25 protein-coding genes are annotated in these 26,142 nt (G+C 67.6%); 9 read left to right on the top strand and 16 right to left on the bottom strand.

What is annotated here, in order from left to right:
- Nucleotides 1–78: 78 nt before the first annotated feature.
- The 5 genes from P3W85_RS39155 to P3W85_RS39135 all read left to right on the top strand — a co-directional run bounded on the left by P3W85_RS39155 (nucleotide 79) and on the right by P3W85_RS39135 (nucleotide 5,142).
- Nucleotides 79–1,377, top strand: a complete 1,299-nt coding sequence (locus P3W85_RS39155) for an MFS transporter (RefSeq protein WP_276268753.1) — start codon at nucleotides 79–81, stop codon at nucleotides 1,375–1,377.
- A gap of 137 nt (nucleotides 1,378–1,514) precedes the next feature.
- Nucleotides 1,515–2,243, top strand: coding sequence for a maleate cis-trans isomerase family protein (locus tag P3W85_RS39150; RefSeq protein ID WP_276268752.1), 729 nt, complete (start codon nucleotides 1,515–1,517; stop codon nucleotides 2,241–2,243).
- Between the two features lie 13 nt (nucleotides 2,244–2,256).
- Nucleotides 2,257–3,672, top strand: coding sequence for a dihydropyrimidinase (gene hydA / locus P3W85_RS39145; protein WP_276268751.1), 1,416 nt, complete (start codon nucleotides 2,257–2,259; stop codon nucleotides 3,670–3,672).
- Between the two features lie 172 nt (nucleotides 3,673–3,844).
- A complete protein-coding gene (locus tag P3W85_RS39140) occupies nucleotides 3,845–4,630 on the top strand; it encodes an aspartate/glutamate racemase family protein (protein ID WP_276268750.1) in 786 nt (261 codons plus the stop codon).
- Between the two features lie 44 nt (nucleotides 4,631–4,674).
- Entirely contained in the window at nucleotides 4,675–5,142 is a 468-nt protein-coding gene (locus tag P3W85_RS39135) for an isochorismatase family protein (RefSeq protein WP_035805069.1), read from the top strand.
- A 12-nt stretch (nucleotides 5,143–5,154) separates the two neighbouring features.
- On the opposite strand, the gene P3W85_RS39130 is transcribed toward P3W85_RS39135, so the two are convergent.
- A complete protein-coding gene (locus P3W85_RS39130; RefSeq protein WP_276268749.1) occupies nucleotides 5,155–6,102 on the bottom strand; it encodes an NAD-dependent epimerase/dehydratase family protein in 948 nt (315 codons plus the stop codon).
- 169 nt (nucleotides 6,103–6,271) lie between these two features.
- Between P3W85_RS39130 and P3W85_RS39125 the strand changes: the two genes are divergently transcribed.
- Nucleotides 6,272–7,165, top strand: coding sequence for a LysR family transcriptional regulator (locus P3W85_RS39125; protein WP_276268748.1), 894 nt, complete (start codon nucleotides 6,272–6,274; stop codon nucleotides 7,163–7,165).
- A gap of 30 nt (nucleotides 7,166–7,195) precedes the next feature.
- Here P3W85_RS39125 and P3W85_RS39120 read toward each other — a convergent pair whose 3' ends face one another.
- Nucleotides 7,196–8,110 carry a LysR family transcriptional regulator gene (locus P3W85_RS39120; protein ID WP_276268747.1) on the bottom strand — a complete coding sequence of 305 codons (915 nt, stop codon included), beginning with the start codon at nucleotides 8,108–8,110 and terminating at the stop codon, nucleotides 7,196–7,198.
- A 163-nt stretch (nucleotides 8,111–8,273) separates the two neighbouring features.
- Between P3W85_RS39120 and gstA the strand changes: the two genes are divergently transcribed.
- A complete protein-coding gene (gene gstA, locus P3W85_RS39115; protein ID WP_017226298.1) occupies nucleotides 8,274–8,900 on the top strand; it encodes a glutathione transferase GstA in 627 nt (208 codons plus the stop codon).
- A 9-nt stretch (nucleotides 8,901–8,909) separates the two neighbouring features.
- Here the strand turns inward: gstA and P3W85_RS39110 are convergent, their stop codons facing one another.
- The 4 genes from P3W85_RS39110 to P3W85_RS39095 all read right to left on the bottom strand — a co-directional run bounded on the left by P3W85_RS39110 (nucleotide 8,910) and on the right by P3W85_RS39095 (nucleotide 13,067).
- Nucleotides 8,910–9,701, bottom strand: coding sequence for an MBL fold metallo-hydrolase (locus tag P3W85_RS39110; protein ID WP_017226297.1), 792 nt, complete (start codon nucleotides 9,699–9,701; stop codon nucleotides 8,910–8,912).
- Nucleotides 9,702–9,801: 100 nt separating this feature from the next.
- The gene (locus P3W85_RS39105) at nucleotides 9,802–10,443 is read right to left on the bottom strand and encodes a glutathione peroxidase (protein ID WP_276268746.1); all 642 of its coding nucleotides are present in this window, start codon (nucleotides 10,441–10,443) and stop codon (nucleotides 9,802–9,804) included.
- Nucleotides 10,444–10,534: 91 nt separating this feature from the next.
- Complete coding sequence (locus P3W85_RS39100) at nucleotides 10,535–12,025, bottom strand: MDR family MFS transporter (protein WP_276268745.1); 1,491 nt, start codon at nucleotides 12,023–12,025, stop codon at nucleotides 10,535–10,537.
- 598 nt (nucleotides 12,026–12,623) lie between these two features.
- Nucleotides 12,624–13,067 carry a CBS domain-containing protein gene (locus tag P3W85_RS39095; RefSeq protein WP_017229738.1) on the bottom strand — a complete coding sequence of 148 codons (444 nt, stop codon included), beginning with the start codon at nucleotides 13,065–13,067 and terminating at the stop codon, nucleotides 12,624–12,626.
- A gap of 260 nt (nucleotides 13,068–13,327) precedes the next feature.
- Between P3W85_RS39095 and P3W85_RS45395 the strand changes: the two genes are divergently transcribed.
- Nucleotides 13,328–13,966: a CDGSH iron-sulfur domain-containing protein gene (locus P3W85_RS45395; protein ID WP_346430328.1), complete on the top strand. Its 639-nt coding sequence runs from the start codon at nucleotides 13,328–13,330 to the stop codon at nucleotides 13,964–13,966.
- On the opposite strand, the gene P3W85_RS39080 is transcribed toward P3W85_RS45395, so the two are convergent.
- Nucleotides 13,950–14,582 (bottom strand): TetR/AcrR family transcriptional regulator, encoded by a 633-nt coding sequence (locus P3W85_RS39080; RefSeq protein WP_276268744.1) that lies wholly within the window; start codon nucleotides 14,580–14,582, stop codon nucleotides 13,950–13,952. The two genes, P3W85_RS45395 and P3W85_RS39080, sit on opposite strands and share 17 nt — an antisense overlap.
- 126 nt (nucleotides 14,583–14,708) lie before the next feature.
- On the opposite strand from P3W85_RS39080, the gene P3W85_RS39075 reads away from it, so the two are divergent.
- Complete coding sequence (locus P3W85_RS39075) at nucleotides 14,709–15,842, top strand: DUF2855 family protein (protein ID WP_276268743.1); 1,134 nt, start codon at nucleotides 14,709–14,711, stop codon at nucleotides 15,840–15,842.
- 114 nt (nucleotides 15,843–15,956) lie between these two features.
- On the opposite strand, the gene P3W85_RS39070 is transcribed toward P3W85_RS39075, so the two are convergent.
- From P3W85_RS39070 to P3W85_RS39030, 9 genes are all read right to left on the bottom strand, one after another.
- Complete coding sequence (locus P3W85_RS39070; protein WP_017224659.1) at nucleotides 15,957–16,805, bottom strand: PA4780 family RIO1-like protein kinase; 849 nt, start codon at nucleotides 16,803–16,805, stop codon at nucleotides 15,957–15,959.
- A gap of 82 nt (nucleotides 16,806–16,887) precedes the next feature.
- The gene (dbpA, locus tag P3W85_RS39065) at nucleotides 16,888–18,309 is read right to left on the bottom strand and encodes an ATP-dependent RNA helicase DbpA (protein WP_276268742.1); all 1,422 of its coding nucleotides are present in this window, start codon (nucleotides 18,307–18,309) and stop codon (nucleotides 16,888–16,890) included.
- Nucleotides 18,310–18,451: 142 nt separating this feature from the next.
- Nucleotides 18,452–19,360, bottom strand: a complete 909-nt coding sequence (locus P3W85_RS39060; protein WP_276268741.1) for a DUF72 domain-containing protein — start codon at nucleotides 19,358–19,360, stop codon at nucleotides 18,452–18,454.
- Nucleotides 19,361–19,449: 89 nt separating this feature from the next.
- Nucleotides 19,450–20,637 carry a WD40/YVTN/BNR-like repeat-containing protein gene (locus P3W85_RS39055; RefSeq protein WP_276268740.1) on the bottom strand — a complete coding sequence of 396 codons (1,188 nt, stop codon included), beginning with the start codon at nucleotides 20,635–20,637 and terminating at the stop codon, nucleotides 19,450–19,452.
- 63 nt (nucleotides 20,638–20,700) lie between these two features.
- The gene (locus P3W85_RS39050) at nucleotides 20,701–20,970 is read right to left on the bottom strand and encodes a hypothetical protein (protein WP_017225841.1); all 270 of its coding nucleotides are present in this window, start codon (nucleotides 20,968–20,970) and stop codon (nucleotides 20,701–20,703) included.
- Nucleotides 20,971–21,175: 205 nt separating this feature from the next.
- Entirely contained in the window at nucleotides 21,176–21,805 is a 630-nt protein-coding gene (locus P3W85_RS39045; RefSeq protein ID WP_276268739.1) for an ANTAR domain-containing response regulator, read from the bottom strand.
- A gap of 1 nt (nucleotide 21,806) precedes the next feature.
- The gene (locus P3W85_RS39040; protein WP_017225843.1) at nucleotides 21,807–22,961 is read right to left on the bottom strand and encodes a transporter substrate-binding domain-containing protein; all 1,155 of its coding nucleotides are present in this window, start codon (nucleotides 22,959–22,961) and stop codon (nucleotides 21,807–21,809) included.
- A 314-nt stretch (nucleotides 22,962–23,275) separates the two neighbouring features.
- Nucleotides 23,276–25,279 (bottom strand): nitric oxide reductase activation protein NorD, encoded by a 2,004-nt coding sequence (locus tag P3W85_RS39035; RefSeq protein ID WP_276268738.1) that lies wholly within the window; start codon nucleotides 25,277–25,279, stop codon nucleotides 23,276–23,278.
- Between the two features lie 11 nt (nucleotides 25,280–25,290).
- A complete protein-coding gene (locus tag P3W85_RS39030) occupies nucleotides 25,291–26,133 on the bottom strand; it encodes a CbbQ/NirQ/NorQ/GpvN family protein (protein ID WP_276268758.1) in 843 nt (280 codons plus the stop codon).
- Nucleotides 26,134–26,142 lie beyond the last annotated feature (9 nt).

The raw sequence follows: 26,142 nt of genomic DNA, 5'->3' as shown, positions 1-26,142 counted from the left end.
GTATCCTATACTCCGGTCCAGTTGCGCGACACACACTATTCAAACCGCCCTACCATTCCCCCAAAGGAGACAAGCGTCATGCAAACGACAAGCCGGGCCGCAGCGCTAACGGAGACGAAGAGCTCCGTGCGCTGGAAGATTTTCCTGATGATGTTGTTCCTCATCGCCATCAACTACATCGACCGGGCCTCGCTCTCGGTGGCGATGCCGCTGATCGCCAAGGAATTCGACCTGAGCCCCACCATGCAGGGGCTGATCCTCAGCGGCTTCTTCTGGACCTACGCGGTCATGCAGATCCCCGGCGGCATGCTGGCGGACAAGTACAAGCCGCGTATCGTGATCGCCACCGCCACCATCTTCTGGGGTGCCTTCCAGGCCCTGGCGGCGGTCTGCACCAGCGCCGGCGCACTGCTGCTGACCCGCTTCGGCCTGGGTGCGGCCGAAGCGCCGATCTACCCGGCCGGCGGCAAGCTCAACGCCATCTGGATGACGCAGAACGAACGCGGCCGCGGCGCTACCCTGCTCGACGGCGGCGCGCCGCTGGGCGCGGCGCTCGGCGCCATCATCATCACCTGGCTGATCACCGCGCTGGGCTCGTGGCGCCTGGCCTTCGTGGTGGCCGGCGTGGGCACGGTGCTGGCCGGCATGTGGGCCTGGCACTACGTGCGCAATTCCCCGCGCGAGCACCGTGGCGTCAATGAACTGGAAGCCGCCTATATAGAAGCCTCGCAAGCCAGCGAACACCGCGCCGAACCGGTCAACCAGTCCGGCCGTTCGCTCGATTTCTTCAAGTACCGCTCGGTGTGGTGCATGGCGATCGGCTGGATGTGCTTCAACAGCGTCTTCTACGGCCTGCTGACCTGGATGCCCAACTACCTGAACAAGGTGCATGGCTTCGACATCAAGCAGATGGGCGGCGCCAGCTTCATCATCTTCTTCGCCGGCTTTATCGGCGAGCTGATCGGCGGCTGGATCGCCGACAAGTGGAAGGCCGCCGGCGGCGCGCCCAACCTGGTGATGCGCACCCTGTTCGGCATCGCCGCCGTGGTCGCCACCGTGTCGATCTTCTCGGTGGCCTATGTGAAGGATCCGGTGGTGGTGGTGGCCCTGCTCTCCTCCACGCTGTTCTTCCTGCGCTGGTGCGGCCTGTACTGGTGCATCCCGTCCATCCTCGGCACCCGCAACAAGGTGGGCTTCCTGGGCGGCGTGATGAACCTGGGCGGCAATGTGGGCGGCATCACCGTGCCCATCATCGTCGGCCTGATCGTGCAGTACACCGGCTCCTACTTCCTGGCGCTGATGTTCTTCGCCGCCGCCGGCGTGGGCCTGCTGATCGCCTCCACCGCGATCGACTACGAGAAGAAGCTGCCGGTCTGAGCCGGGCCGGGCACCGCCCTCGCCTTCAACGGCGCGCCCGAACAGTAAAACCGCAAAGAACGGACAACAAAAAGCGAGGCACCGGCTCGCCGCAACCATGCGCGCCGGCCTCGCCAACTCCCGAGAGCACGACTCCCATGACCAAACGCACCCTTCTCGGCATGCTCACGCCGTCATCCAATACCGCGCTGGAACCCATCACCAGCGCCATGGTGAGCGGCCTGCCGAACGTCAGCGCGCACTTCTCGCGCTTCACCGTCACCGAGATCTCGCTGCGCGACCAGGCGCTGGGCCAGTTCGATCTGGACAAGATCATCGGCGCCGCCAGGCTGCTGGCGGACGCGCGCGTGGACGTGATCGCCTGGAACGGCACCTCCTCCGGCTGGCTCGGCTTCGAGAAAGACCAGGCGCTGTGCCGCCAGATCACCGAAGCCACCGGCATCCCCGCCACCACCTCGGTGCTGGCGCTCAACGAGATCCTCGACAAGACCGGCGCGCGCGACTTCGGCCTGGTCACGCCTTACCTGGACGACGTGCAGCAGCGCATCGTGCAGAACTACGAGCGCAACGGCTACCGCTGCGCCGCCGAGCGCCATCTCGACCTGCACGTGAACTACAGCTTCGCCGAGGTGGAGGAAGACACCATCCGCCGCATGGTGCGCGAAGTGGCGCAGCACAGGCCGGCGGCCATCACCACGTTCTGCACCAACCTGCGCGCGGCGCACCTGGCGCAGGCGCTGGAAGCCGAGACCGGCATTCCCGTCTACGACACCATCTCCACCGTGGTATGGAAATCGCTGCGGCTGGCCGGCGTGGACACGCGCGCGCTGCGCGGCTGGGGCCGCTTGTTTGCCGAAGTGGAATGAAGGAGCAGGGCGCATGAACACCGAACTCGATCTCGTCATCCGCAACGCCGAAGTGGTCACCGCCGCCGATCGCTTCACCTGCGATATCGGCGTGCGCGATGGCCGCATCGCCGTGCTGGGCCATGACCTGCCGCGCGGCACGCGCGAGATGGATGCAACGGGCCTGCTGGCGCTGCCCGGCGGCGTGGATGGCCATTGCCACCTCGACCAGCCCATGCCCGACGGCATGCGCATGGCCGACGATTTCTTCACCGGCACGCGCGCCGCCGTGTGCGGCGGCACCACCACGGTGATCCCGTTCGCGGCGCAGGAAAAGGGCGGCTCGCTCAAGGCCGCGGTGGCCGACTACCATCGCCGTGCCGAAGGCCGCGCGGTGGCGGACTACGGCTTCCACCTGATCGTGGCCGATCCCACGCCCGAAGTGCTGCGCAACGAGTTGCCCGAACTGATCCGCCAGGGCTATACCTCGTTCAAGGTCTATATGACCTACGACGATCTCAAGCTCTCCGACCGGGAAATGCTGGACGTGCTCGAGGTGGCCAAGCGCAACGGCGCGCTGGTGATGGTGCATGCCGAGAACGCCGACTGCATCTCGTGGCTGACCGAGAAGCTGGTTGGGGAAGGGCGCATTTCGCCGCGCTTCCATGGCATGGCGCGTCCTGCCCTGGTGGAACGCGAAGCCACGCATCGCGCGATCACCTTCGCCGAACTGGTCGATGTGCCCATCCTGATCGTCCATGTATCCGGCAAGGAAGCGATCGAGCAGATCCGCTGGGCGCAGGGCAGGGGGCTGCCGATCCTGGCGGAGACCTGTCCGCAGTATCTGTATCTCACGGCCGAGGACATGGGCTGGACTGGCGACGACGGCTATGAAGGCGCGAAGTGCGTCTGCAGCCCGCCGCCGCGTGATCCGGAGAACCAGGCCGCGGTCTGGCGCGCACTGGCCAACGGGGTGTTCAGCGTGTTCTCATCGGATCATGCGCCATTTAACTATGACGATCCGCAGGGCAAGAAACCGGGCGGCGCGGCGCAGCGTTTCGATCATATTCCCAATGGCGTTCCCGGCATCGAGACGCGCTTGCCGTTGCTGTTCGACGGCGTTGCGAAGGGCAGGCTCTCCTTGCATCAATTCGTCGAGTTGACGTCCTATCGGCCGGCCCGGCTTTATGGCCTGTATCCGAGAAAGGGGACGATCGCCGTGGGCGCGGACGCGGATATCGCTTTGTGGAATCCGCAGAAGAAGGTGCGGATTGCCAATGCCGCGCTTCACCATGCGGTGGATTACACGCCGTACGAGGGGATCGAAGTCACCGGTTGGCCGGTGCACTGCTTCTCGCGTGGGGAATTGCTGGTGGAGGATGGGAAGTACCTGGAACCTTCGCCAGGGCGGGGGCGGTTTTTGCCGGCTGGGGCGCCGGTGTTGGGTTGATGGTTTTGGGTGGATGGATGCCTCGACTTCAACGTCAACTTCTTCGCTTCAACTGCTTGACGTCAACGACGAGGCGCCCCATACGGCCTGGCAGACCTTCACGGCTCGCTTCGCATCGCTTGAAGGGTGGCCCCTGGGGGCCTGATCCCTGATGTATTTTCCGGACTTGATCATGCGCATTCTTGTTGTTAATCCCAATATTTCCGAGAGCGTTACCGAACTGATCCACGCGGAGGCTTTGCGCTCGGTTTCGCCCGGCACTTCGTTGACCATGGCTACGGCGCAGTTTGGCGTGGCCTATATCGAGACGCGCTTCGAGGCGCTGGTGGGCGGCTATGCCACGGCTTGCGTGGCGGCGGAGCACCAGGGGCGGTTCGATGGCCTGGTGGTGGCGGCGTTCGGCGATCCGGGGCTGGCGGGGCTGAAGGAGTTGTTCAATGTGCCGGTGGTGGGCATGACGGAGGCCGCCCTGGCGAGCGCCTGCCTGCTGGGGCAGCGCTTTTCCATCATCGCGATTTCGCATCGGATCGAGGCGTGGTATCGCGAGTGCGTGGCGGCCAGCGGACTGACCGCGCGGCTGGCCAGCGTGCGGTCGTTGCAGCAGCCGCTGCGCGATATCGGCAGCGTGCAGGAGGACCACGCCGCGCGGCTGGAGGAAATGAGCCTGCAGGCGGTGCGCGAGGACGGCGCGGACGTGATCATCGTGGCGGGGGCACCGCTGGCGGGCCTGGCGCGTACGCTCAGGGACCGGATTCCGGTGCCGGTGGTGGACGGCGTGTCGAGCGCCATCCGCCACTGCGAGAGCCTGGTCGCGCTGGCGCCCACCGGCGCCGCGGAAGGCAGTTTCGCGCGGCCGCCGCGCAAGCCCAATCGCGGCTTGCCGCCGACGCTGGCGGCCATGCTGGACCAGGACGAGGTTGTCGCGTGCAGCCGGACATGGAGCGGCCGTCTCCTATAATGCTCCGGCCAAGCATGCCGATGCGACCGCCGGAGAGCAATACCTTGCGACAAGCCCTGTTGATCGTCGATGTCCAGCCCACCTTCTCGCCGCCGCAATGGCTGATCGACGGCCTGCTGTCACTGATAGGCCGGATGCCTTCGGCGGCGACCGTGGAACACCATGACGAAGCGCGCACGCCGTTCATGCGCCAGCTTGGCTGGGCACCCGGCACAGGCGACCAGTCCCTGATTCCGGCGGATCGCGTGTTCGTGAAGCATGGCTATCTGCCGTCCGCAGAGACCATCGCGTATCTGCGCGAACTGGCGCCCGAGCGCGTGCTGGTCGCGGGCATCCAGACCGAGACGTGCGTGCTGGCGGCGGGATTCGCGCTGTTTGACGCCGGGCTGCAGCCCACGCTGGTCTCCGACCTCACCGTGGGCTCCTCACTCGATCCTTCCGGCGCGCTGGGCGTGCAGCTGTGGCGGCATCATTTCGGCAGCGTGATCGCGCGGGCCGATGCGATGACGTAGCCGCCGCCGCGCCTACGCTGCCACACGCAAACCCAGTTCGCCAAGACTCGCACGCAGCGTCTGCCTGAGCGGCGTGCGCGGCAACGCGCCTGCCAGCGCTTCCAGCGCGCTGCCGTCGAGCGCGTGCGGCACCTTCCACAGGTACGCCATCTCGGCCAGCTCGCGCCACATCGGCACCACCGCGCCCCCCGCGCGGATCAGCCACCACGGCATGCCGCCCACGCGCGGCGCTTGCCGCATGCCGCTGGCTTCGGCCAGCGCGCTCACCAGTTCGTCGCCCGTCAGCGTATCGCCGGCGAAATGCAGTACGGCATGGCCGCGCAGGCCGGCATGGCGCGCGGCGACCGCAACGAATGCCTGCGCCAGATCGGGCAGGTAGGCCCAGGCATGCGCGCGGTCGCGCGGGCCGGGGTAGACCACCTTGCCTTGATCGAGCGATTTGGCGATCGCCAGGTCCATCCACGCGCCCCGCCCCGGGCCGCCGAAGAAATCCCCGGCACGGATGACCACGCTGCGCAGCGCGGGTGCGCGTGCGCGCATGGCGGCTTCGATGGCGCAGCGGATTTCGCCTTTGCGCGTGCTCGGCCGCGCCACGGTGTCGGGCCGCAGCAGGGCCGGCATCGATTCGCCGAAGTTGTAGACATTGCCCGGGAAGAGCAACAGCGCGTCCAGCGCCTGCGCCACGTCCATCGCGTTGCGCGCCAGCGTTTCGGCGTGCCGCTCCCATTCCGTGTAGACCGGGTTGAGGGCGTTCACCACCACGCTGGCGCCGCGCGCCGCCGTCACCAGCTGGGCAGTGTCCGCCACACCGGTGGCGAGGCTGCGCACGCCGTGCGGCACCGCGCCGGCAAGCGGGCGCCGCGCCTGTGCCAGCACGCGCCAGCCGGCGGCGGCAAAGGCCTCCACCAGGGTGCGGCCCAGCCGGCCGTTGGCGCCCAGGATCAATACGGTTTCGCTCACGACGTTCTCCATTTGATGCCGCCCCTGCCGCCCGTGCCCCGTGGCCGGCGGGATTCGTTCGAGACCATTGTGGCCGATCCCGCGCTGCCCCACAATTGCATGAACTTGCAAGTCCGGGATGCATTTTTGAATATCGCGCCGCGCCTTCGCGGCGCAGGGAGAGATCAGGATGGCCGAGGAATTCGACTGGACGCTGATGCGCTCCTTCCTGGCCGTGATGGAATGCGGCAGCCTGCTGGGCGCGGCGCGGCGGCTATCCAGCAGCCAGCCCACGCTGGGGCGCCATGTGGCGCAACTGGAGGCGCAGCTCGGCGTGCCGCTGTTCGAGCGCACCGGCCACGGCCTGCAGCCCACCGACGCGGCGCGCGCCATCGCCGGACATGCGCGCGCGATGCAGCAAGGCGCCGATGCGGTGGCGCGCACGCTGGCACGCAGCGAGACCGGCGTCAAAGGCACCGTGCGCATCTCGGCCAGCCGCGCGGTGGCGAGTTTCCTGCTGCCGCCGCTGCTCGCCGATCTGCGCCTGCGCGAGCCGCAGCTCGCCATCGAGGTGGTGTCGTCCAACGAGGTCAGCAACCTGCTGCGGCGCGAGGCAGATATCGCCATTCGCATGGTGCGGCCGGAGCAGGCCTCGCTGATCGCGCGCAAGGTGGCGGCGGTGCCGCTATGCGCCTGCGCCCATGAGGACTACCTGCGCCGCAAGGGCGTGCCGCGCACGCCGCAGGACCTGCTGCGCCACGAGTTGATCGGCTATGACCGCGACGACACCATCGTGCGCGGCATGCGCGGCATGGGCCTGGAAATCAGCCGCGAGGCCTTCGGCGTGCGCAGCGACGACGACATCGTGCTGTGGCAGTCGATCCGTGCCGGGCTGGGCGTGGGCTTCGCCGCGCGCTATATCGCCGCCGGCGACCCGCGCGTGCGCACCGTGCTGGCGGAGCTGCCGATTCCGCCGCTGCCGGTCTGGCTCACCGTGCATCGCGAGATCCGCGCCAGCGTACGCATCCGCGCCGTCTACGACTTCCTCGCCAGTGCCATTCCCGCCGCGCTGGCAGCGCCATGAGCCGCGGACCGCGCAGCCTGGATAGACGGACTACCCGTCCAGCCAGACATGCTCCGCAAGATGGCTGACCACGGTGGCGATGCGCCGCAGGTGCCGCGACTCGGGATGGGTCAGCAGCCACAGGTCGGTCTGGCATTCCTCCAGCGGGCCGGTCAGTTCGACCAGCCTGCCGCTGCGCCGTCCCATCATCAGCGAGACGACGCCCGCGCCCAGGCCGGCCTCCACCGCCTCCACCACGCCGGCGATGCTGTTGACGCCGTACTGCGGCGCCACGCGCGGCAGGTGCTTGCGCCGCCAGCGCACCGACGGGTGATCGGGCAAGGCCTCGTCGGGGGCGATCCACGGCAGGGCCGATAGCGCCGATAGCGCGGCAGCGTCGAAGGTCCCGCCCGGCGCCGGCACCGGCACGCCCGCCGCCTCGACCAGTTCGCGCGCGGCGAACACCGCCACGCGCAAGGGACCCAGGCGCCTGCCGATCAGGTGGTCCGGCGGCTGCCGCGTGGCACGCACGGCGATGTCGGCATCGCGCCGGGTCAGGCTGACCAGTTCGTTGGTGGCGATCATCTCGAAGCGCAGCCCGGGATGGCGGCGCCCGAGCGGCGCCAGCGCCGGCAGCACCATGCCATGCAGCACGGTATCGGTGGTGGTGATGCGCACCAGCCCGGTCACGGTCTGTGCCGACAGCGCCGCATGGCTGCGCGCGGCTTCCAGTTCGGACTCGATGCGCTCGGCATGCTGGGCGAACTGCTGGGCCAGTTCGGTGGGCAGGTAGCCCGCGCGGCTGCGCTCGAACAGGCGCCGGCCCAGGCCCTTCTCGATGCGCTGCAAGGCGCGGAATACCGTGGAGGCATCGAGCCCGAGCCTGCGGCCGGCTTCGGCCAGGGTGGCGCCGCGGACCAGGGCGAGCACGATGTCGAGGTCGGGGGAGGATAGCTGGTATGGCATGGCGTATTGCACCGACGCAATCATGACTTGCGTCGGTGCGCATTGTGATTGCGTAACCGCAATCCTAGACTGACGCCACGGTCACGACAAGCCGTGACGGCAACCCCCGGCGGCACGCCCTCTTGCCGCCTCCCCGAAAAGAAATGAAAAGAAAAGGAATCCGATGAAACTCTATTACTCCCCCGGTGCCTGCTCCCTGGCCGTCCATATCGCGCTGCGCGAAGCCGGGCTGCCTTTCACGCTGGCCAAGGTCGAACTCCCCGCGCACAAGCTGACGGTGGCGGAGAACGGCAGCGACGACTTCTATGCGATCAGCCCGCGCGGCTACGTGCCGCTGCTGCAGCTGGACGACGGCTCGCGCCACACCGAAGCCGCCTCGCTGCTGCAATACGTGGGCGACCTGGCGCCCGGCCATGCGCTGCTGCCGGCGGCCGGCACCAGGGAACGCCTCGAAACGGTAGGCTGGCTGACCCTGGTCTCCACCGAACTGCACAAGGTCTTCAGCCCCTGGCTGTGGCACAAGGAAACCGCCGACAGCACGCGCGAGCAATGCCTGGCCAAGGTGGCCCGGCGCTTCGCCGAACTCGACCAGCACCTGGCCACGCGCGAGTACCTCGGCGGCAAACAGTTCACGGTGGCCGACGCCTACTGCTTTGCCGTCGTCAACTGGGCCAACTTCCTGCACATCCCGCTGAGCGCTTACCCCGCGCTGCAGGCCTACCTGTCGCGCGTGGCGGCACGGCCCAAGGTGCACGAGGCGCTCAAGGCGGAAGGATTGACGCGCGACTGAGCGCGCGGCTCAGGCTGGCGCGCTGTTACAGGGCGGCAGCCTGTAGTCGTCCTGGCTCAGCAGGTCGAGCCCGCACGCCAGCGCCGCGACCCAGTCGATGAATTGCGCCACCATGGCCTTGCCGCGAAAGGACGGCCCGTGCTGCGGCACGATCCATTCGATATCCAGCTCGCGCACCATATTGGCCCACAGCCGGCAAGCGCGGTTGCCGCTCATGTAACGCTGGTGGAACGGCAGCATGGCGCGGGTGTGGGCGGCAAAATCGCTGACCACCGCGCCGGCTTCCCGTGCGCTGGTCATGGCCGCGCCGAGGTCGCCGGAGAACAGGATCTTGCTGACCGGATCGTAAAACTGGAAATTGCCCTCCGAGTGCAGGAAATGCGCCGGTACCGCCAGCAGGGTGCAGTTGCCGAGCGGAATCGGCATGCCGGCGTCGGGGATGGTGACGATGCGGCCTTCGGTCTTGCCCGCCTGGCAGAAATGCGGCAGGAAGCGCGCCCATACGCGCGAGATCAGCACGCTGCTGGTGGAGGCGGTCAGCCAGCGTCCGATCGAGGCGACGATATCCGGGTCGGCGTGCGAGGCCAGCACATAATCCAGCTGCTTGGGCGGGAAATAGCGGCTGATGGCCAGGAACAGCTCGCCGTAGGTCATATGCCCGCCGGGATCGATCAGCGCGCCGTGGCCATGATCGACGATCAGGAACTGGTTGGTCTGCACCACCTCGCCGTGCTCCTCCTCGACCAGGTCGGAAAACAACAGGCAGGTATGCCCGTCGGCTTCGTATAGCGTGATTGCCATCGGCTGTCTCTCCCCAAAGCGGCGAAAGTAGCGATGGTGGCGCGGCGGCGGCTTGACGCCGGTCAAGTATCGTTCGGATCGCGCCCTGGCCCGGCGCGCTTCAGCGCGCTTCGCCCAGCAACTGCTCGATCTTGCCGACGAACTGCCGGTCGTCCGGCTTGGTCATGCTGTTGTAGCTGCCCACCACCTGGCCGTTGCGGTCGATCAGGTACTTGTAGAAATTCCACTTGGGCGTGGTGCCGGACTCCTTGGCCAGCAGCGCGTACATGGGATTGGCATCGCTGCCGCGCACATGCGACTTGCCCAGCATCGGGAATTTCACGCCATAGGTGTTGTAGCAAAAGTCGGCGATCTGCTTGGAAGACCCCGGCTCCTGCGAGAAATCGTTGGAGGGAAAGCCCAGCACCACCAGGCCGCGCTCGCGGTACTTGGCATAGAGCGCCTCCAGCCCCTCGTACTGCGGGGTGAAGCCGCAGTAGCTGGCGGTGTTGACCACCACCACCACCTTGCCGGCGTACTGGCAGAGGTTCTGCGGCGCCTCGTCCTGCAGGCGCGGGAACTTGAAATTGAGCGAAGCCGGGCAGGCGAGCGCGGGCTTGGCGGCGGCCGGCGCCGGCTGGACGTCGGCTGCCTGCGCCAGGCGCGGCGTGGCGACGGCGGCAGCAACCGCGGCCAGGGCCAGCGCGCCGGACAGGGCGATGGGTCGCAGGGCGAGCGGAGGCTGGAAGGATGGGCGGCGCATGAACGGAACTCCGGAAGTGGTCTGACCGTAGTTTACGCCGTTGGCCGCGCCATGGATGCGGGGCCCCGGCGATGCCTGTCCGCCGTCCCGCTTACTCCATCGCCAGCGTCGCCGCGTGTTCGGTCACGCTGCTGCGCAGTTCCACGTCCGGCATGCGCCGCACGATCGTCAGGGCCAGCAAGGCAGCTACGGCGCCGAGGGTAAAGATCAGGCGAAAACCCGATTCCACGCCCCCCGTCAGCAACGCCCGTACCGCGGGCGAGAGGTGGGCCAGCGCCTCGCTGCCGTGGCGCAGCGCGCCCAGGTCGAGTTGCCGGGCCAGGCCGGACGCATGCAGGGCCTTGCGGAATTCCAGCGTCAGCAAGGTGCCGGCCAACGCGCCGCCGAAGGCGCTGCCGAGCGAGCGCAGCACCAGCAGCGCGCCGGTGCCGGCACCGGTATCGCGGCGCTCCAGCACGTTCTGCACCGTCATCAGGGTACCGACCATGGTCATGCCCAGGCCCACGCCGGCCAGCATCATCGCCAGCAGCACCACGGCCAGCGGCGTCGCGGGCGAGACCGCCGCCAGCGCCATCAGGCCGAGCGCGGCAGCGATGAAGCCGCCGGTCAGGATGCCGCGCATGCGCCCCAGGCGCGGTGCCAGCCCGGCCACGATGAAGTTGCCCGCCACCGTGGAAAGCAGGAAAGGCACGACCAGCAAACCGGACTCCGAGGCATCGGCGCCGCGCACCAGCTGGAAGTGCAGCGGCAGCGCGAAGATGCACAGGAAGATATTCAGCGCCGCCAGGGCGGAAGCCGCCACGCCCAGCACATAGGCGCGGTTGCCGAACAGCCGCGGCGGCAGCATCGGATCGGCCGCGCGGCGCTCCTGCCAGACCAGCCCGGCCAGCGCCGCCACGGCGAGCAGGGCAAGGCCGGCCATTTCGGGGGAGATCCAGTCATAGACATCGCCGCCCCAGCTCATTGCCAGCAGGAAGGCCACGATGGAAACCGTCAGCAGCAACGCCCCGCCCCAGTCCACCCGGGCCGAGCCGCCGCGCGCCTGCAGCTGGCTCAGGCCGCGATGGCACATGAACATGGCCAGCAGGCCGAGCGGCACGTTGATCCAGAACAGCCAGCGCCAGGACAGGTGGTCCGAAGTCCAGCCGCCCACCAGCGGACCGGCGATGGAAGCCACCGCCCACACGGTGGCCAGGTAACCCTGGTAGCGCCCGCGCTGCCGCGGCGCCACCACATCCGCAATGGCCGCCTGCGCCAGCGACATCAGGCCGCCGCCGCCGATGCCCTGCAGCGCACGGAACAGGATCAGCTGCTCCAGCGAAGCCGCCATCGCGCACGCCACCGAAGCCAGGATAAAGAGCCCGATCGCCAGCATCAGTAGCCGCCGCCGGCCGTAGGTATCGGACAGCTTGCCGTAGAGCGGCGTGGAAACCGTGGAAGTGATCAGGTAGGCCGTCACGATCCACGACAAATGGCCAAAGCCGTTCAGGTCATTGGCGATCGCCGGCACCGCCGGGATCACCACGGTCTGGTCCAGCGCGGCGAGCAGGATGCACAGGATGATCCCGCCGATCACGCGCATGATGGCCTGGTGGCTCAGGGCCGGCGTAGCGACGGAAGATGCGGAAGATGCGGAAGATGCGGTTGGGGCAGCAGAGGAAGACATCGGGGGGCGGCAGGGCACGTGAGCAAAAGCAGCCAGCGTTGCGCCCAACGGCGGACAAACCACCTTGTTTGTCAGCCTACAGCGGTGAACATGGCCACAAAATTGGATTCAGCCGAGTGAGGGCGTACCCGGTGCTGCGCGACTGGCGAAGCCTTTGCGGTGGCCCGGGGGAGGACCTAATTCAGTGAACGCATAATTATATGCGGATACCGAATATCGAGTTGCCGGCCAAGTTGGTTTTCGATGTAGCGCGGACGTGGCTTCCGAGCGAACGTGAGGGCATCTTTTGACTTCTCGCCGTTATCGCGCAGGAAGCGGATGGCAAGAAGATGGTGTGGAGCGCTGTGGTTTTTTTACTGCCGTGGCCCCGGCTCCGGCTGGCCGGGCGTACCCGTTCCAGCGGGGCCGGAGATTAGTTCTTTGACTTCAACGACTTAGCATCAATGCCAAGGACCTGGCCTGGTCCACCGCCGGTTTGCTCCCCGCTCCCGCAAACCCCGAGCGGCTCACCGGCTCAGCGATGGCTGGTCCCGGTGATGTAATGCTCCAGTTGTTCGATGATGAACTTCTGCTCCGAGATAATATCCTTCACCAGGTCCCCGATCGATACCATCCCGATCAGCGTGTCCCCCTCGATCACCGGCAAATGCCGCATCCGGTGCTGCGTCATCAACGCCATGCACTCATCGGTACTTTGCTCGGCCCGGACATAAATCACCGCCGAGGTCATGATGTCCCGCACAAAGGTCTCGCGTGAGGTGCGCTGCATCAGGATCACCTTGCGCGCATAGTCCCGTTCGCTGAGGATGCCGACAATGTCGCCATGTTCGATGACGAGCAGGGCGCCTATGCTCTTCTCCGCCATCAACTGCAGCGCGGCATAAACCGTAGCGCCAGGGGAAATGCTGTAGATAGCCTGTGTCGGCTTGGATTCAAGAACCTGCCGTGCAGTCTTCATCACCCACTCCTTGTTCTGTCCCGATGGATTGCAACATGACCCGCCGCGCAAAGCGGGAGCATCCGGCAGGGCTTGTGCGCGCATCGCCGCTACCGGTAGCTTTCAGATTAGCACCAGCCGCCCGCGCCTTACAGGGTGACGCGCACGAATCTTTACAAAAAGGCCGAGCCCCCGGAAAAGCCCCCCGCAAACCCGCGGCAGGCGCTATAAAGGAAGAGGCGCGCCGGCTCCGGCGCGCGCATTGCGCAGGAGGCCCAGCCATGGCCACCGAGTCCGTTGCCGGCAAGCGCGTCATCGTGCTCTTCGACGACAGCCGCTGCATCCACTCGCGTCATTGCGTGCTGGACCGTCCGGACGTCTTCGTGCCCGGTGTGCAGGGCGAGTGGATCCACCCCGACAACGCCACCACCGAAGAGATCGCCGAAATCGCGCACAACTGTCCGTCCGGCGCCATCAGCTACCAGACCCTCGACGATTCCCCGGGCGAAGCCGGCCCCCTCGTCAACGTGGTGCGTGTACTCGAAAACGGACCATTGGCGGTGCGCGCCACCATCGCCATCGACGGCCAGCCGGCCGGCTTCCGTCTCACGCTGTGCCGCTGCGGCGCCTCGCGCAACAAGCCGCTGTGCGACAGCAGCCACGCTGGCTCGGGCTTTGCCGCCAGCGGCGAGCCGGCCACCGCGGCATCGGAACCGCTGGCACAGCGCGGCGGGCCGCTCGACGTCCATCCCATTCCCAACGGGCCGCTGCACGTCAAGGGCAATCTCGAAGTCATCAGCGGCACCGGCAGGACCGTCGCCCGCATGACCGAGGCCTGGCTCTGCCGTTGCGGCCAGTCGGGCAACAAGCCCTTCTGCGACGGCACGCACAAGAAGGTGGGGTTCAGGAGCGATCAGTAGCGTCAGTAGCATCGGCGGGCGGCGCGGCATCGCCCAGCCACAGCAGGCAAAGCCGTTCCATCTCCGCCACCCATGCCGCCTGCGCGGGCTCGGGCGCCTGCAGCAGCAGGCGGTAGCGGCGCGCGCCCCAGAGCGCCTGCAGCAGGCTCCGCACGGCGCTGGCCTCCGGCGCGCGCGGCAGGTCCGGGCAGGCGGCCAGCGCGCGCAGCCAGGCCCCGCACAACTCGTCGAACACGCGGCGATGGTGCCGGGTCTCGGCGATGCGCGCCTCCAGCATCAGCATGGCGTGACCGAAGCCTTCCGGCGGGGCGTCGTCCGTGCCGCAGGTCAGCCGTACCAGGCGCACGATGCGCGTGCGCCAGTCCAGCCCGGGCGCGTCCACCACCTCGGCCCCGATGCGCGCCAGCAGCAGTTCGATGGTGTGCCGCACATAGCCCGACAGCAGCGCCTCCTTGTTCGGGAAATACTCGTACAGGGTGCCTACCGAGCATCCTGCCTCCAGCGCCACCGCCCGCGTGGTCACGCCGTCCCAGCCGCGTGCCAGCCATATCCGAACAAAGGCCTCGTAAATGGCGTTCACGGTAAAGCGCGCGCGCTGCTGCGACGGGCGTTTCAACGGCCGGGCCGGCCCCGGCGCCGGCCCGGCGGCGGTGCCCGCGTTTCCGAACCCGCCAGCCGGCTTGCGGCGATACATTGGTGCCATCGACCTCGAATCGACCTCGAAGATGGAAAAGGAGACAACATGGACCACGGCAACAACCGGGACAACGCGGAACAATCGCTCCAGGTAACCCGCCTGCTGACCCGCAAGCATGCCCTAAACCAGAGCCGGCTGGAAGCGCGCCAGGAACGCACCGACGCCGCCCCCGGCGAAGTGCTGCTGAAGCTCGACCGCTTCGCCCTCACCACCAACAACGTCACCTACGCCGCCTTTGGCGACGCCATGCACTACTGGCAGTTCTTTCCCACCGGGCAAGAGGAATGGGGCCATATGCCGGTATGGGGCTTTGCCGACGTAGTGGACTCCGGCGTGCCCGGCGTGGCGCCGGGCGAGCGCTTCTATGGCTACTTCCCCATCGCCAGCCATCTGCGCATGCAGCCCGAGCGCGTGACCGCGCGCGGCTTCTACGATGGCAGCGAGCATCGCAAGACACTGACCTCGGCCTACAACCAATACACCCGCGTCAGCAACGACGCCGCCTACGCGAGCGCGCTGGAAAACTACCAGATGCTGTACCGGCCGCTGTTCATCACCTCCTTCATGCTGGCGGATTTCCTCGAAGACAACCGCTTCTTCGGCGCCAGCCGGCTGGTCGTCTCCAGCGCTTCCAGCAAGACCGCCTATGGCACCGCGTTCTGCCTGCGGGACATTCCCGGCGTCTCTCTGGCTGCCGTCACCTCGGAACGCAATCGCGCCTTTGTGCAGGGGCTGGGCTGCTACCGCGAGGTGGTCACCTACGACACGCTGGAAACCCTCGCCACCGGCGAGCCCACCCTCTACGTGGACTTCTCCGGGGACGAGGCACTGCGCGCGCGCGTGCACCATCACTTCGGTTCCGCGCTGGTGTACGACTGCTTCGCCGGCTCGGCGCAGAACACCGGCTTCCTGCGCGACACCGGGCTGCCCGGGCCCAGACCCGAGTTCTATTTCGCGCCGGTGCAGATCCGCAAGCGCAATGCAGACTGGGGGCCGGAAGGCGTGAACCAGCGCTTCAACGCCGCGCAGCGCGCGTTTATCGACTATGTGAAAGCGCCGGCCAACGGCTGGCTGACACTAATCGAAGAGCAGGGCTTCGGTGCGGCGCAGGAGCGCATTGCCAGCCTGGTGGCGGGAGCGAGCGAGCCGAAGGCGGGCTATGTGGTGCGCCTGCCCTGATGCGGCCCTGATGCCCAGGCGGCGTGGGGCTGACGCAGGGAAGCGCGGCGGGCGAGGGAGGCACGCGCGCCGGGCCGCCTCGCCCGGCGGCTTCAACGCCCCATCAACGCCCGCTCACTCCGCGCTCAGCAGATACCGCTGCCGCGCCTCTTCCTCCAGGCGCACGTCTTCCACTTCCTGCAGCACGGCTTCCACGTCCACCGGCGTGTCGTCCACCGCCACGCGCCCCGTCAGCTTCACGCCGGGATGCAGCAAGCCGGCCTGGTAAAGCGCCCAGATCTCCTTGCCGTACTGGGTACCGTTGAGCTGCGGCGCGAACTGGCCGAAGTAGAACGCGAGGTTATCCACGTCGCGCTCCAGCATCGCGCTGGCGTCGTTGTTGCCGGCGGCGTCCACCGCCTGCGGCAGGTCGATGATGACCGGCCCTTCGGCGTCCACCAGGATATTGAATTCGGACAGGTCGCCGTGCACCACGCCGGCGCACAGCATCAGGATCACCTGCCCGATCAGCGCCGCGTGGAACTGCAGTGCCAGTTCCTCGCTCAGCGCCACATCGTTCAGGCGCGGCGCGGCGTTGCCGCCGGCATCCACCACCAGCTCCATCAGCAGCACGCCCTCGAAGCACAGATGGGGCCTGGGCACCCGCACGCCGGCGGCGGCAAGACGGTACAAGGCATCCACCTCGGCGTTGTGCCAGGCTTCTTCCGCCACCTTGCGCCCGTAGCGCGTGCCTTTCTCCATGGCGCGCGCCTGCCGGCTGTTCTTGACCTTGCGGCCTTCCTGGTAAGTGGCGGCCTGGCGGAAGCTGCGCTGCGCGGCATCCTTGTAGACCTTCGCGCAGCGAATCTCTTCGCCGCAGCGCACTACGTAGACGGTGGCTTCCTTGCCGCTCATCAACTGGCGCAGCACTTCATCGACCAGGCCGTCTTCGACCAGCGGCAGCAGCCGCTTCGGGGTCTTCACGGGGACACGCGGCGATGGCCTTGCGCCATCCCGCCCCGCACGCCGTCCTCGCGCATCGGGTACCGCAGCGTCGCGGCCACCGTTATTCCGTCAGCATGCGCACTTTCACGCGCTTGCCCTTGACCTTGCCGTCGTTCAGCTTGCGCACCGCTTCGCGCCCGATGGCGCGCTGGACCGCCACGTAGGTGGACATCTCCATCACGTTGATCTTGCCGATCTGGTCCTTGGCGTAGCCCGCGTCGCCGGTGAGCGCGCCGAGGATGTCGCCCGGGCGCATCTTCTCCTTGCGCCCGCCGAGGATCTGCAGCGTCACCATGGGGGGCAGCAGGCGTTCGTTGCTGGCCGGCGCCAGCGCGGACAGGGGCTGCCATTCCATCTCGGCGCTCACGGCCTGCTCGATATTGCCCACGCGGCCCATCTCGTTCATGCTGGCCAGGCTGAGCGCCCAGCCGTCCTGGTCGGCGCGGCCGGTGCGGCCGATGCGGTGGACGTAGACCTCGGGATCCGGCGTGACGTCGACATTGATCACCGCCTCCAGCTGGGCGATGTCGAGCCCGCGCGCGGCCACGTCGGTGGCGACCAGCACCGAGCAGCTGCGGTTGGCGAACTGCACCAGCACCTGGTCGCGCTCGCGCTGCTCCAGCTCGCCGTGCAGCGCCAGGGCTTCGAAGCCTTGCGCGCGCAGCAGTTCCACCAGGTCGCGGCAACGCGCCTTGGTGTTGCAGAAGGCCAGCGTGCTGACCGGGCGGAAATGGTTGAGCAGCAGGCCCACGGCATTGAGGCGCTCGCTGTCGTCCACCTCGTAGAAGCGCTGGCGGATCTTGCTGTCGTCATGCTGCTCCTCCAGCTTGATCTCGCGCGGCTTGCGCAGGAACTGCTGGCTGAGCCTGGCGATGCCGTCAGGATAGGTGGCCGAGAACAGCAGCGTCTGGCGCTCCTTGGGGCAGTGGCTCGCCACATAGGCGATGTCGTCGAAGAAGCCCATGTCGAGCATGCGGTCCGCTTCGTCCAGCACCAGGGTGTTCAGCGCATCCAGGTGCAGCGTACCGCGCTCCAGGTGATCCATGATGCGGCCGGGCGTGCCCACGGCGATATGTGCGCCATGCGCCAGGCTGTCGGCCTGCGGGCGCATCGGCGAGCCGCCGCACAGGGTCAGGATCTTGATGTTTTCTTCCGCGCGCGCCAGGCGGCGGATTTCCTGCGTGACCTGCTCGGCCAGCTCCCGCGTGGGGCACAGCACCAGCGCCTGCACGTCGAAGCGGCGCGCATCCAGGCGGCTCAGCAGCGCCAGCGCGAAGGCGGCGGTCTTGCCGCTGCCGGTCTTGGCCTGCGCGATCAGGTCCTGGCCGGCCAGCGCGATCGGCAGGCTGGCCGCCTGGATCGGGGTCATGGTCTGGTAGCCGAGCTGCTCCAGGGTCGCCAGCGTAGCGGGCGAAAGGGGCAGTTTGGAGAAAGAGGCGCCGGCAGCGGCGGGCGCTGCGGATTGGGTAGGGCTTGAGGTCATGCCGGATTATAGCGGGATGGCGGTGACGAACGAGCCGGGACGCTGGCGGCGCAGCGGCAGGTACGGCGGGATGGCGCGGCAAACCGCCACGGGGGGCCGTTGCAGGGGAATCCTGCCATCCCCGCCGCCCCCCGGGCGCCGCTCATCCCGCCTTGCGACCGGCATCCCACGGCGGCGCCTGCCACCCCAGCCGCGCCAGCAACGCCCCCGCCGCCGCCGGCGCGCGCTCCTTGGCGCCGTTGATAAAGAACACAAAAACCTCGCGCTTGCGCTTTGCCGCCGCCTTGCCGTCCACCCGCGGCAGATCCTCGGGCATGCCGCCCGCCGCCCAGGTCCTCACCCGCTCGCCCCACGCATCGAGCGCCTCCGGCGCGTAGCCGGTGGCCAGCGTTTCGCTGCTGCACATCAGCCGCGCGTAGACCAGGTCCGCGGTGAGATCGGCGAAGGAGGGAAACTTGTCCGCATCGGTAAAGACGGTGGCCGCCCCATATTTGCGTGCGAGCGTGAGAAAGTCCGGTGTCATGAAGCTTGCGTGACGCACCTCGAGCACATGGCGCAGCGAGCGGCCCTCGACCGACGCCGGCAACAGCGCCAGGAAGGCCTCGAAATCCTCGGGATCGAACTGCTTGGTGGGCGCGAACTGCCAGACCACCGGGCCAAGCTTGTCGCCCAGCTCGGCAATGCCGCTGCCGAGAAAGCGCGCGATCGATTCGCCGGATTCCGCCAGTACGCGGCGATTGGTGGCAAAACGCGACGCCTTGAGCGAGAACACGAAGCCGTCGGGCGTCTCGTCGCGCCATTTGGCGAAGGACGTGCGCTTCTGGGTGCCGTGATAGGTGCTGTTGATCTCGATCGCGGTGAGCTGCCGGCTGGCGTATTCGAGTTCGCGGCTTTGCGCCAGCTTGGCCGGATAGAAGTTGTCGCGCCACGGGGCAAAGTTCCAGCCGCCTATGCCTACCCGGGCGATGGCGGCCGCGCCGGCGGGCTTTCGGGTCCTGGCCGCTGCGGCCGTGGTGGCCGCGCCGCTCTTCTTTGTACTGGCTTCTGTCATGCGTTCTCGTCCTTATCGGCTGGTCGGGATTCGTGATGATCCGGAATGATTCGGGATGAGTTGGGAATCAGGGAACACGCCTGCACAACTCAGGCAAAGCGCACGCAATAGACCGGCGGCAGATGCGCCGAGACCATGCGCCAACGCTCGCCGCCATTCTCCGATATCCACAGGCCGCCGGTGGTGGAACCCATGGCGAGACGCTCGCCGCTGTCGTCCACTGCCAGTCCATGCCGGTAGATCAGGTCGTAAGCCGGCGCCGCGGGCAGGCCATCGGAGAATGCCTCGAAGCTGTGCCCGCCATCGCGCGTGCGCGTGACAACCAGCTGGCCGCCCACCGGCACGCGGCATTCGTCCTTCACCGCCGGCACGAACCACGCGGTATTGGGCCGGCGCGGATGCGCCGCCACGGCAAAGCCGAAGCTCGACGGCTGCGCCTGCAGGCGTTGCCAGCGCATGCCGCCATCCCCCGAGCGGAAGATACCGTTATGGTGCTGCACCCACATGGCATGCGGATGCGCGGTGCATTGCGCCAGGCGGTGCGGGTCCTGGATATTGGCGTCCTCGCGCCGCTCCGGCGGCATGTAGTCCGCCACCATGCCACTGGTGGTGCAGGTCCAGTTCCCGCCCCCGTCCCGGGTCTGCCAGACGCCGCCGCAGGATACGGCTACCGTGACGTGACGGCTGTCGTGCGGATCCACGCAGATGGAGTGGATGCCGGGCGCATCGTAGCCGCCGCCGAACCACTCGCCGCGCTCGGGCCGGTCCCACAGCGGCCGGTTGAGCGCCCAGCTGGCGCCGCCGTCGCCGGAGCGGAACAGCCCGCCCGGCAGGGTGCCGGCCCACAGCACGCCCGGCTCGTCCGCACCGCCGGCTTCCAGCGACCAGATCTGCTGCAACGACCACGGCACCGGGGGCGGCCGGCCGGATTGGGGTTCCGCCGGCGCCGTAGCCCCGGCGGCATTCCCTTCGGTTTGCGCAGCGGCGGGTACGCCGGATAGCGTGGCACCGCCGCTGGAATCCGCCTCCGGCTGCGGCGGATAGACCGGCACCGCGCAGGCCTCCCACGCCGCATCGTGCGCCCGGCGCCGCCAGAGCTTGACGCCGAAATGCCCGAGGTTGAGTGCCGCATACACGGCCCCGTCGCGCGCATCGGCCAGCGCCATGCTGACCGGCTCGCCCAGGAAATGCACCGACTCGGTCTGCCATGCTCCGGCGCTGTCGCGCCGCAACATGAACAGGCCCTTCCGGGTGCCAACGAGAAGCTGGTCGCTCATGCTGAACTCCTGTGCTCATCCACATCCGCTTCAGGCATGTCCCATGCAGCCCGCCGGTCGCCGTCAACCGCCGGATAGCGCCTGCACCACATAGATCTGGCTGCAGGCGCCCACGCGGTCACTCATGTGCCGGCGGTCGAGAATGGCGGAGCCATCGACGAACACCGCCAGATGCCGGCGCAACTGGCCCTGGTCGTCCAGGATATAGCCGCGCAGTTCCGGCTGCGCGATAAAAGCCTGTTCCAGCGCGGCGCCCACCGTGGCCGCGGATACTTCGCGCTCGGGGCTCGGGATATGGCGCTGGATGGCGGAGGCAAAGACGAGACGGGTCATGGCGGGTGGCCTGGCTGCGGACGGAAAATGCGAACGTCTTGCAGTTTAGGAAATCCTGCGGGGAATGCGTGTCCGGTTGCACTTTTTCGGCCTCGGCGGATTTCCGGGCGCGCGCGCAGCGCCGCATTGCGGTGCAGCAGGCTGCCGGCAACCAGGAAGCCCGCCCGGCCAAGCGGCCCGCGCGGGCACGCTGCGCCACCAGCGGCTAGCGCTTGCCCAACGACAGGATCTCGTTGGCATTGATGATGGCCGCCGCGATCTCCTCCGTGGTGACGCGCTTGCTCATGGCCTGGTCGCGGATCAGGTCATAGGCGGCGCCGTCGCTGATCTGGCGCGTGCGCATCAGGATGCCCTTGGCTTCGGCGATGCGCCGCACGCCCAGCAGCTTGCCCTCCAGCTTGCGCACCTTGCGTACATGCGACTTGATCTCGCCATGTACCTGCCGCGCGACGACCAGGGCGGACAGCAGGCCGAACGAGCGCACCGGCGACGGCAGCACCGCCTGCGAGCCGATATGCAGCACCGTCTCCACGATCGTCGGATTCTCGTAGGTGACGACCGCGATGATGGTCGGCACCTCCTCCGCCTTGAGCCACTCGAAGCCCACGTCGATGCTGTCGGGGCGGACCGCCAGGAAGATCACGTCGACCCCTTCGGGCAGGGTGGGAAGCGGCGGCCAGAACGCCTGCACCTGGCACCCGATCCGCTGCAACTGCTGGGTCAGCTGCTTGCCATCGGCATCGTCCGGATGAAACACCAGCACCCGCAGCGTGCGCAGGTCCTTCAAGAGTGCGGGCGTTGCCCGGATAGTCCGCCTTTGGCTGCCACCTTCCACGTCAAAGCTCCAGCGTACTCAGGGTGGTGGTCCAGTCGCCCAGCGAATGCGTGACGAGATAGGGATCGGGATGGACCGGACGCGTGGCTTCGCGCACGATGGTGAACTGGCCCTTCGAGTTGGCCACCCCGATGCGGGGATAAAGACAGGTGTGGTGATTGGACGGCTCGATGCGCACACGGCCCTGCGGCGCTTCGAACTCGCTGCCGAGTATGTGCGGCATGATGTTCACGATTTCATCGTCGCCCGCCTGGGAAAATGCGTTGGCAAAGATATGCACCTGGAAATAGGCCGCCTCCCAGCACAGGTTCGGCACCGAATCCTCCCCGAACCTGCGGCGCAGACGTTCGAGGCAACGCAGATTGGCATCGGACTGGATCGACTGGAAGTACGGAGCGGCCGTGAAATGCCCCGTGGCCACATCGGCGCCCATCTGCCTGATCTCCGCCTCGGAAGTGGTCAGGCTGGCGATCGGCATGGTCTTCGGATCCAGCCCCGCATCGGCGTAGGCGCGATAGAGGCTGGCGGTCGAGTCGCCCACCACCGTGGAAAAGATGAAGTCCGGCCGCTTGTCGAGGATATCCGCGATGATCGGCCTGAAATCCTTCTCCGTGGCATCGAGCGGCACATAGCGCTCGCCGACCTTGTCGCTGTCCTGCCGCTGCAGCACAAGCTCGCCCATGATGCGGTTCGACTCATAGGGATAGATATAGTCGGAACCGATCAGGTACACCCGCGCGCCGAAATTGGCGGTCATGAACTCGGCAAGCTGAACGCTGTTCTGGTTCGGCGCGGCGCCCGTGTAGATGATGTTGTTCGAGAACTCGAAGCCCTCGTACAAGGTCGGGTAGAACAGGATCCTGTTCCACTTCTCGACGACCGGAAGCACGGCCTTGCGGCTGCTGGACATATAGCAGCCGAAGATGACGTTGACCTTGTCATGGACGATGAGCCGTTCCGCCATCTGCGCATAGACCGCCGGCGACGAGCATGCGTCGTAGACGACCGGCACGATCTCGCGCCCGTCGATCCCGCCCGCGTCGTTCACCTCCTGGATGGCAAGCAGCGTGCCTTGCAGCTGCGACCGCCCGATGGTGGAAGTCACCCCGGTTTCGGAAAACAGCACGCCAATGCGGATCGGGTCCTTATTCGCCACGGCGCACACTCCTTCGCAGACTTGGCCCGCGCCGGGCGCAACGCAGGCCGGTTTCGATCCCGACTGAAGGTACTGGCAAAGACATGCTCGAAAACATCCCTGTAGGTAGCGATGCCGCCGGTGCAACATCGCGATGATCACCGTGGCCTCGATCGCGCCAGCGGCTCCCTGCCGGATCCGGCCGGCGACAGCAGGGAGAGCGGGCGGCAACCCGTGGTTTCAGCGCCCGATTCTACTCCAAAGGAGTTCGGACGCAGGCGCGTGGACACGGCGAAAAAACAGGTTTCCAAGGCAGTTCTCCCGATCTGGCGCGGCTATGCCGCGGCAAGCCTCGCATATAGCGCGGCCAGTTGCGCGGGCAATGCCGCAGGTTCGCTGGCGATGCGGAAATTGCCATGGCCCAGGATCGTGCGCATGTAGGCGGCCGCGCCGGGGTCGACGGCAATGCCGTAGCTGGCCACGCCTGCCCGCCAGCCGTCGTCGACGGCGGCCTGCGCGTCGCGGATCAGGTAGTCATGGTCGAACACATCCACATCGGAGGGCGCGCCGTCGGTGATGACGATGACGGCGCGGTGGTCGCCCGGCTCGCCGCGCAGGCAATTGCCCGCATGGCGCAGGGCGGCTCCCATGCGCGTCGAGTACTGCCCCGTCAGCGACCAGATCGCACGCTCGCCCGCATCGTCGAAGGCCGCCCCGAAATCGAGCAGGCGATAGTAGTTCACGGACGCGCGCGTATCCGACGAAAAGCCGTGCACCGCGATGCGGTGACCGCTGGCGCTCGCCGCGCGCGCCAGCACGATGGCGGCCTCCTTCTCCATATCGAGAACCGAGCGCTGCGCCCCCGGCAACACGTCGTTGGTCGACGCGGAGACATCCAGCAGCAGCAGGATGCTCGATACGCGCGCCTTGCTCGCGGGGCGGATGAACAGCCTGGGTTCCGGGGCGAGATCGAGCCTGCGCTCGACCGCCAGTTCGATGGCCGCATCGAGATCCAGCGTCTCCCCCTCGAGCTGGCGGCGCAGGCGCGCATCGCGGCTGAGATGCCGGCGGCGCGCAAGCGTCAGGACCGGCACCGCCCGGGCCTGCGGCGGCGCAGCACCGACGGCACGCACGGGCGCGGCGAAGGACCGCTCGATGACCGTGCACCAGTCGCTGCGCGACCGCGCCAGGCGGTAGTCCCACTCCGGATACAACGCCCGCCGCAATTCGACCGCGGTCACCGCTACCGGCTCCTGCGCGTCCCGCTTGTCGTCATGGCACGCCTCCTGCTGCGCCGCCTGGAAGGCAGCATGAGACTGCACCTCCAGCTCCTGGGCCTGCGGCGGCGTCTCCGGGTTGCCGTAATCCCAGAGATAGGCATTGTCGTCGCGGTAGGCTGCCGGCACGGCATATTGCTGCGGATGAAAGCGAACCCGCATCTGCCCCAGGTCGTTGGCCAGGACCGAGGCCACCCGCCGGCATGCCGCATAGTCGCCCTGCTCGTCGCCGAGGGCGTCGAACAGCGTGCGCGCCTTGTTCACCCAGTAGTTGTCGTCCTGGTAGGCCGGCTCCATCAGGGCCAGGCTCATCCGCGATATCAAGGCCGCAAAACCCAGCCCATGGGCCTGCAGGTTTTGCTCCAGCAAAGGGACAAACCAGGCCCGCGTGCCGGGGCAGTCGCGCACCAGCAGGCGCTCCACGCGCGCGTCCTCCACCGCGGCGACCACCGCCAGGCTCATGGGCTTGAGCGCCTCGACGGGCAAAGCCGCTGGCGAGTAGCGCAGATGGGCGACGGCATGCGCGACCGCGGCGCGATAAAGCTGGTAGCGGTCCGGCGCGTCCAGCGATGTGTAGTCGTCGGGCAGCAGCAGGTGGCCGCTCGCCAGGACCGGCCTGAGCGGTGCGGCATGCAGCGCGAACTGGCTCCGTGGCTGGATATGCATACGCCGCCCTGACAGGCCTTCCAGCAACAGCGTCAGCGACGGCATTGCCGACGACAGGTCGCCGGCGCCCGCCTCGGCATGGAATGCCGCGATCGCCCGGGCATCTTCCAGCCGGAAATACTGCTCGCGCCTGGCCGGCTCGTTGGGATACAGCCGCATGCCGGTCAGCACCCAGCGTCCGAAGGCGTCGCCGGAGAGCCGGGCCAGCAGCGTCTCCAGGCGCGCACCGGCCGCACGCGCGCAGGCGGGATCTTCATCGTCCAGCGCCGCCAGCCAGCGCCCGGCCACGTCTCTTTGCCCGCTTTCGCCCGCCATGGCATCCGCGGCAGGCATCGGCACGGATCGGTCGAGCGCGCCGCCGGCATGGCCCGCCTCCGGAGGAAAGCTCGAACGCATGGCGGCCGCCCTCACGTGAAGTACGCCTCGACGAAGCCGCGCAGCGCCAGGGCGATGTCCGGGTCGTCGGTCAGTGCCTGCGTCATCGTCATCTCGCAGCTCTGCCGTGGCGCGACGCCCGCGCCGATCAGCACGGCCGCGTAGATCAGCATCCGGGTCGAGACGCCCTCGTCCAGTCCGCGGTGCTTCAGCGCGCGGGACCGGTGCGCGATATCGACCAGCCGCGCCGCCAGCGCCATCGGCACCCGGGCCTCCCCGGCGACGATGGCGGCTTCGGCCTCCTTCTCCGGATAGTCGAACTGCATGGCCACGAAGCGCTGCCGGGTCGACGGCTTCATGTCCTTGGAGCGGCTCTGGTAGCCGGGATTGTAGGACACCACCAACTGGAAATCCGGATGCGCGTGCACGATCTCGCCCTTCTTGTCGAGCGGCAGGATACGGCGTGCATCGGTCAGGGGATGGATGACCACCGTCGTATCCTGCCTCGCCTCGACGACTTCATCGAGGTAGCAGATCGCGCCATGGCGCACGGCCGTGGTCAGCGGGCCATCGTGCCAGGTGGTGCCCTGCGCATCCAGCAGGTAGCGCCCGATCAGGTCGGAAGCCGTCATGTCTTCATTGCAGGCCACGGTGATCAGCGGCTTGCGCAGCTTCCAGGCCATATGCTCGATGAACCGCGTCTTCCCGCAGCCGGTGGGCCCCTTCAGGACCATCGGCAGCCGGTGGGCATACGCGTGCCCGAACCAGGCGATCTCGTCGCCGGACGATCGGTAGAAGGGTTCGTCTTCTATCCGGTACGCGTCGATAGGAGACGAGCCATGAGAGGCGTGATGCAAGGAGGTGTGAGAGGACACGTCGTGGGA

The sequence above is a fragment of the Cupriavidus basilensis genome, from assembly GCF_029335485.1.
GTDB lineage: Bacteria > Pseudomonadota > Gammaproteobacteria > Burkholderiales > Burkholderiaceae > Cupriavidus > Cupriavidus basilensis_E.
The sequence above is the reverse complement of the archived record's forward strand: the minus strand, read 5'-3'. Positions and strand labels throughout refer to the sequence as shown.

Bases quoted from the DNA above. Each gene is read 5' to 3' on its own strand.
- P3W85_RS39155 (WP_276268753.1), top strand. From the start codon at position 79: ATGCAAACGACAAGCCGGGCCGCAGCGCTAACGGAGACGAAGAGCTCC.
- P3W85_RS39150 (WP_276268752.1), top strand. From the start codon at position 1,515: ATGACCAAACGCACCCTTCTCGGCATGCTCACGCCGTCATCCAATACC.
- hydA (WP_276268751.1), top strand. From the start codon at position 2,257: ATGAACACCGAACTCGATCTCGTCATCCGCAACGCCGAAGTGGTCACC.
- P3W85_RS39140 (WP_276268750.1), top strand. From the start codon at position 3,845: ATGCGCATTCTTGTTGTTAATCCCAATATTTCCGAGAGCGTTACCGAA.
- P3W85_RS39125 (WP_276268748.1), top strand. From the start codon at position 6,272: ATGGCCGAGGAATTCGACTGGACGCTGATGCGCTCCTTCCTGGCCGTG.
- P3W85_RS39120 (WP_276268747.1), bottom strand. From the start codon at position 8,110: ATGCCATACCAGCTATCCTCCCCCGACCTCGACATCGTGCTCGCCCTG.
- gstA (WP_017226298.1), top strand. From the start codon at position 8,274: ATGAAACTCTATTACTCCCCCGGTGCCTGCTCCCTGGCCGTCCATATC.
- P3W85_RS39110 (WP_017226297.1), bottom strand. From the start codon at position 9,701: ATGGCAATCACGCTATACGAAGCCGACGGGCATACCTGCCTGTTGTTT.
- P3W85_RS39105 (WP_276268746.1), bottom strand. From the start codon at position 10,443: ATGCGCCGCCCATCCTTCCAGCCTCCGCTCGCCCTGCGACCCATCGCC.
- P3W85_RS39100 (WP_276268745.1), bottom strand. From the start codon at position 12,025: ATGCGCGTGATCGGCGGGATCATCCTGTGCATCCTGCTCGCCGCGCTG.
- P3W85_RS39095 (WP_017229738.1), bottom strand. From the start codon at position 13,067: ATGAAGACTGCACGGCAGGTTCTTGAATCCAAGCCGACACAGGCTATC.
- P3W85_RS45395 (WP_346430328.1), top strand. From the start codon at position 13,328: ATGGCCACCGAGTCCGTTGCCGGCAAGCGCGTCATCGTGCTCTTCGAC.
- P3W85_RS39075 (WP_276268743.1), top strand. From the start codon at position 14,709: ATGGACCACGGCAACAACCGGGACAACGCGGAACAATCGCTCCAGGTA.
- dbpA (WP_276268742.1), bottom strand. From the start codon at position 18,309: ATGACCTCAAGCCCTACCCAATCCGCAGCGCCCGCCGCTGCCGGCGCC.
- P3W85_RS39060 (WP_276268741.1), bottom strand. From the start codon at position 19,360: ATGACAGAAGCCAGTACAAAGAAGAGCGGCGCGGCCACCACGGCCGCA.
- P3W85_RS39055 (WP_276268740.1), bottom strand. From the start codon at position 20,637: ATGAGCGACCAGCTTCTCGTTGGCACCCGGAAGGGCCTGTTCATGTTG.
- P3W85_RS39050 (WP_017225841.1), bottom strand. From the start codon at position 20,970: ATGACCCGTCTCGTCTTTGCCTCCGCCATCCAGCGCCATATCCCGAGC.
- P3W85_RS39035 (WP_276268738.1), bottom strand. From the start codon at position 25,279: ATGCGTTCGAGCTTTCCTCCGGAGGCGGGCCATGCCGGCGGCGCGCTC.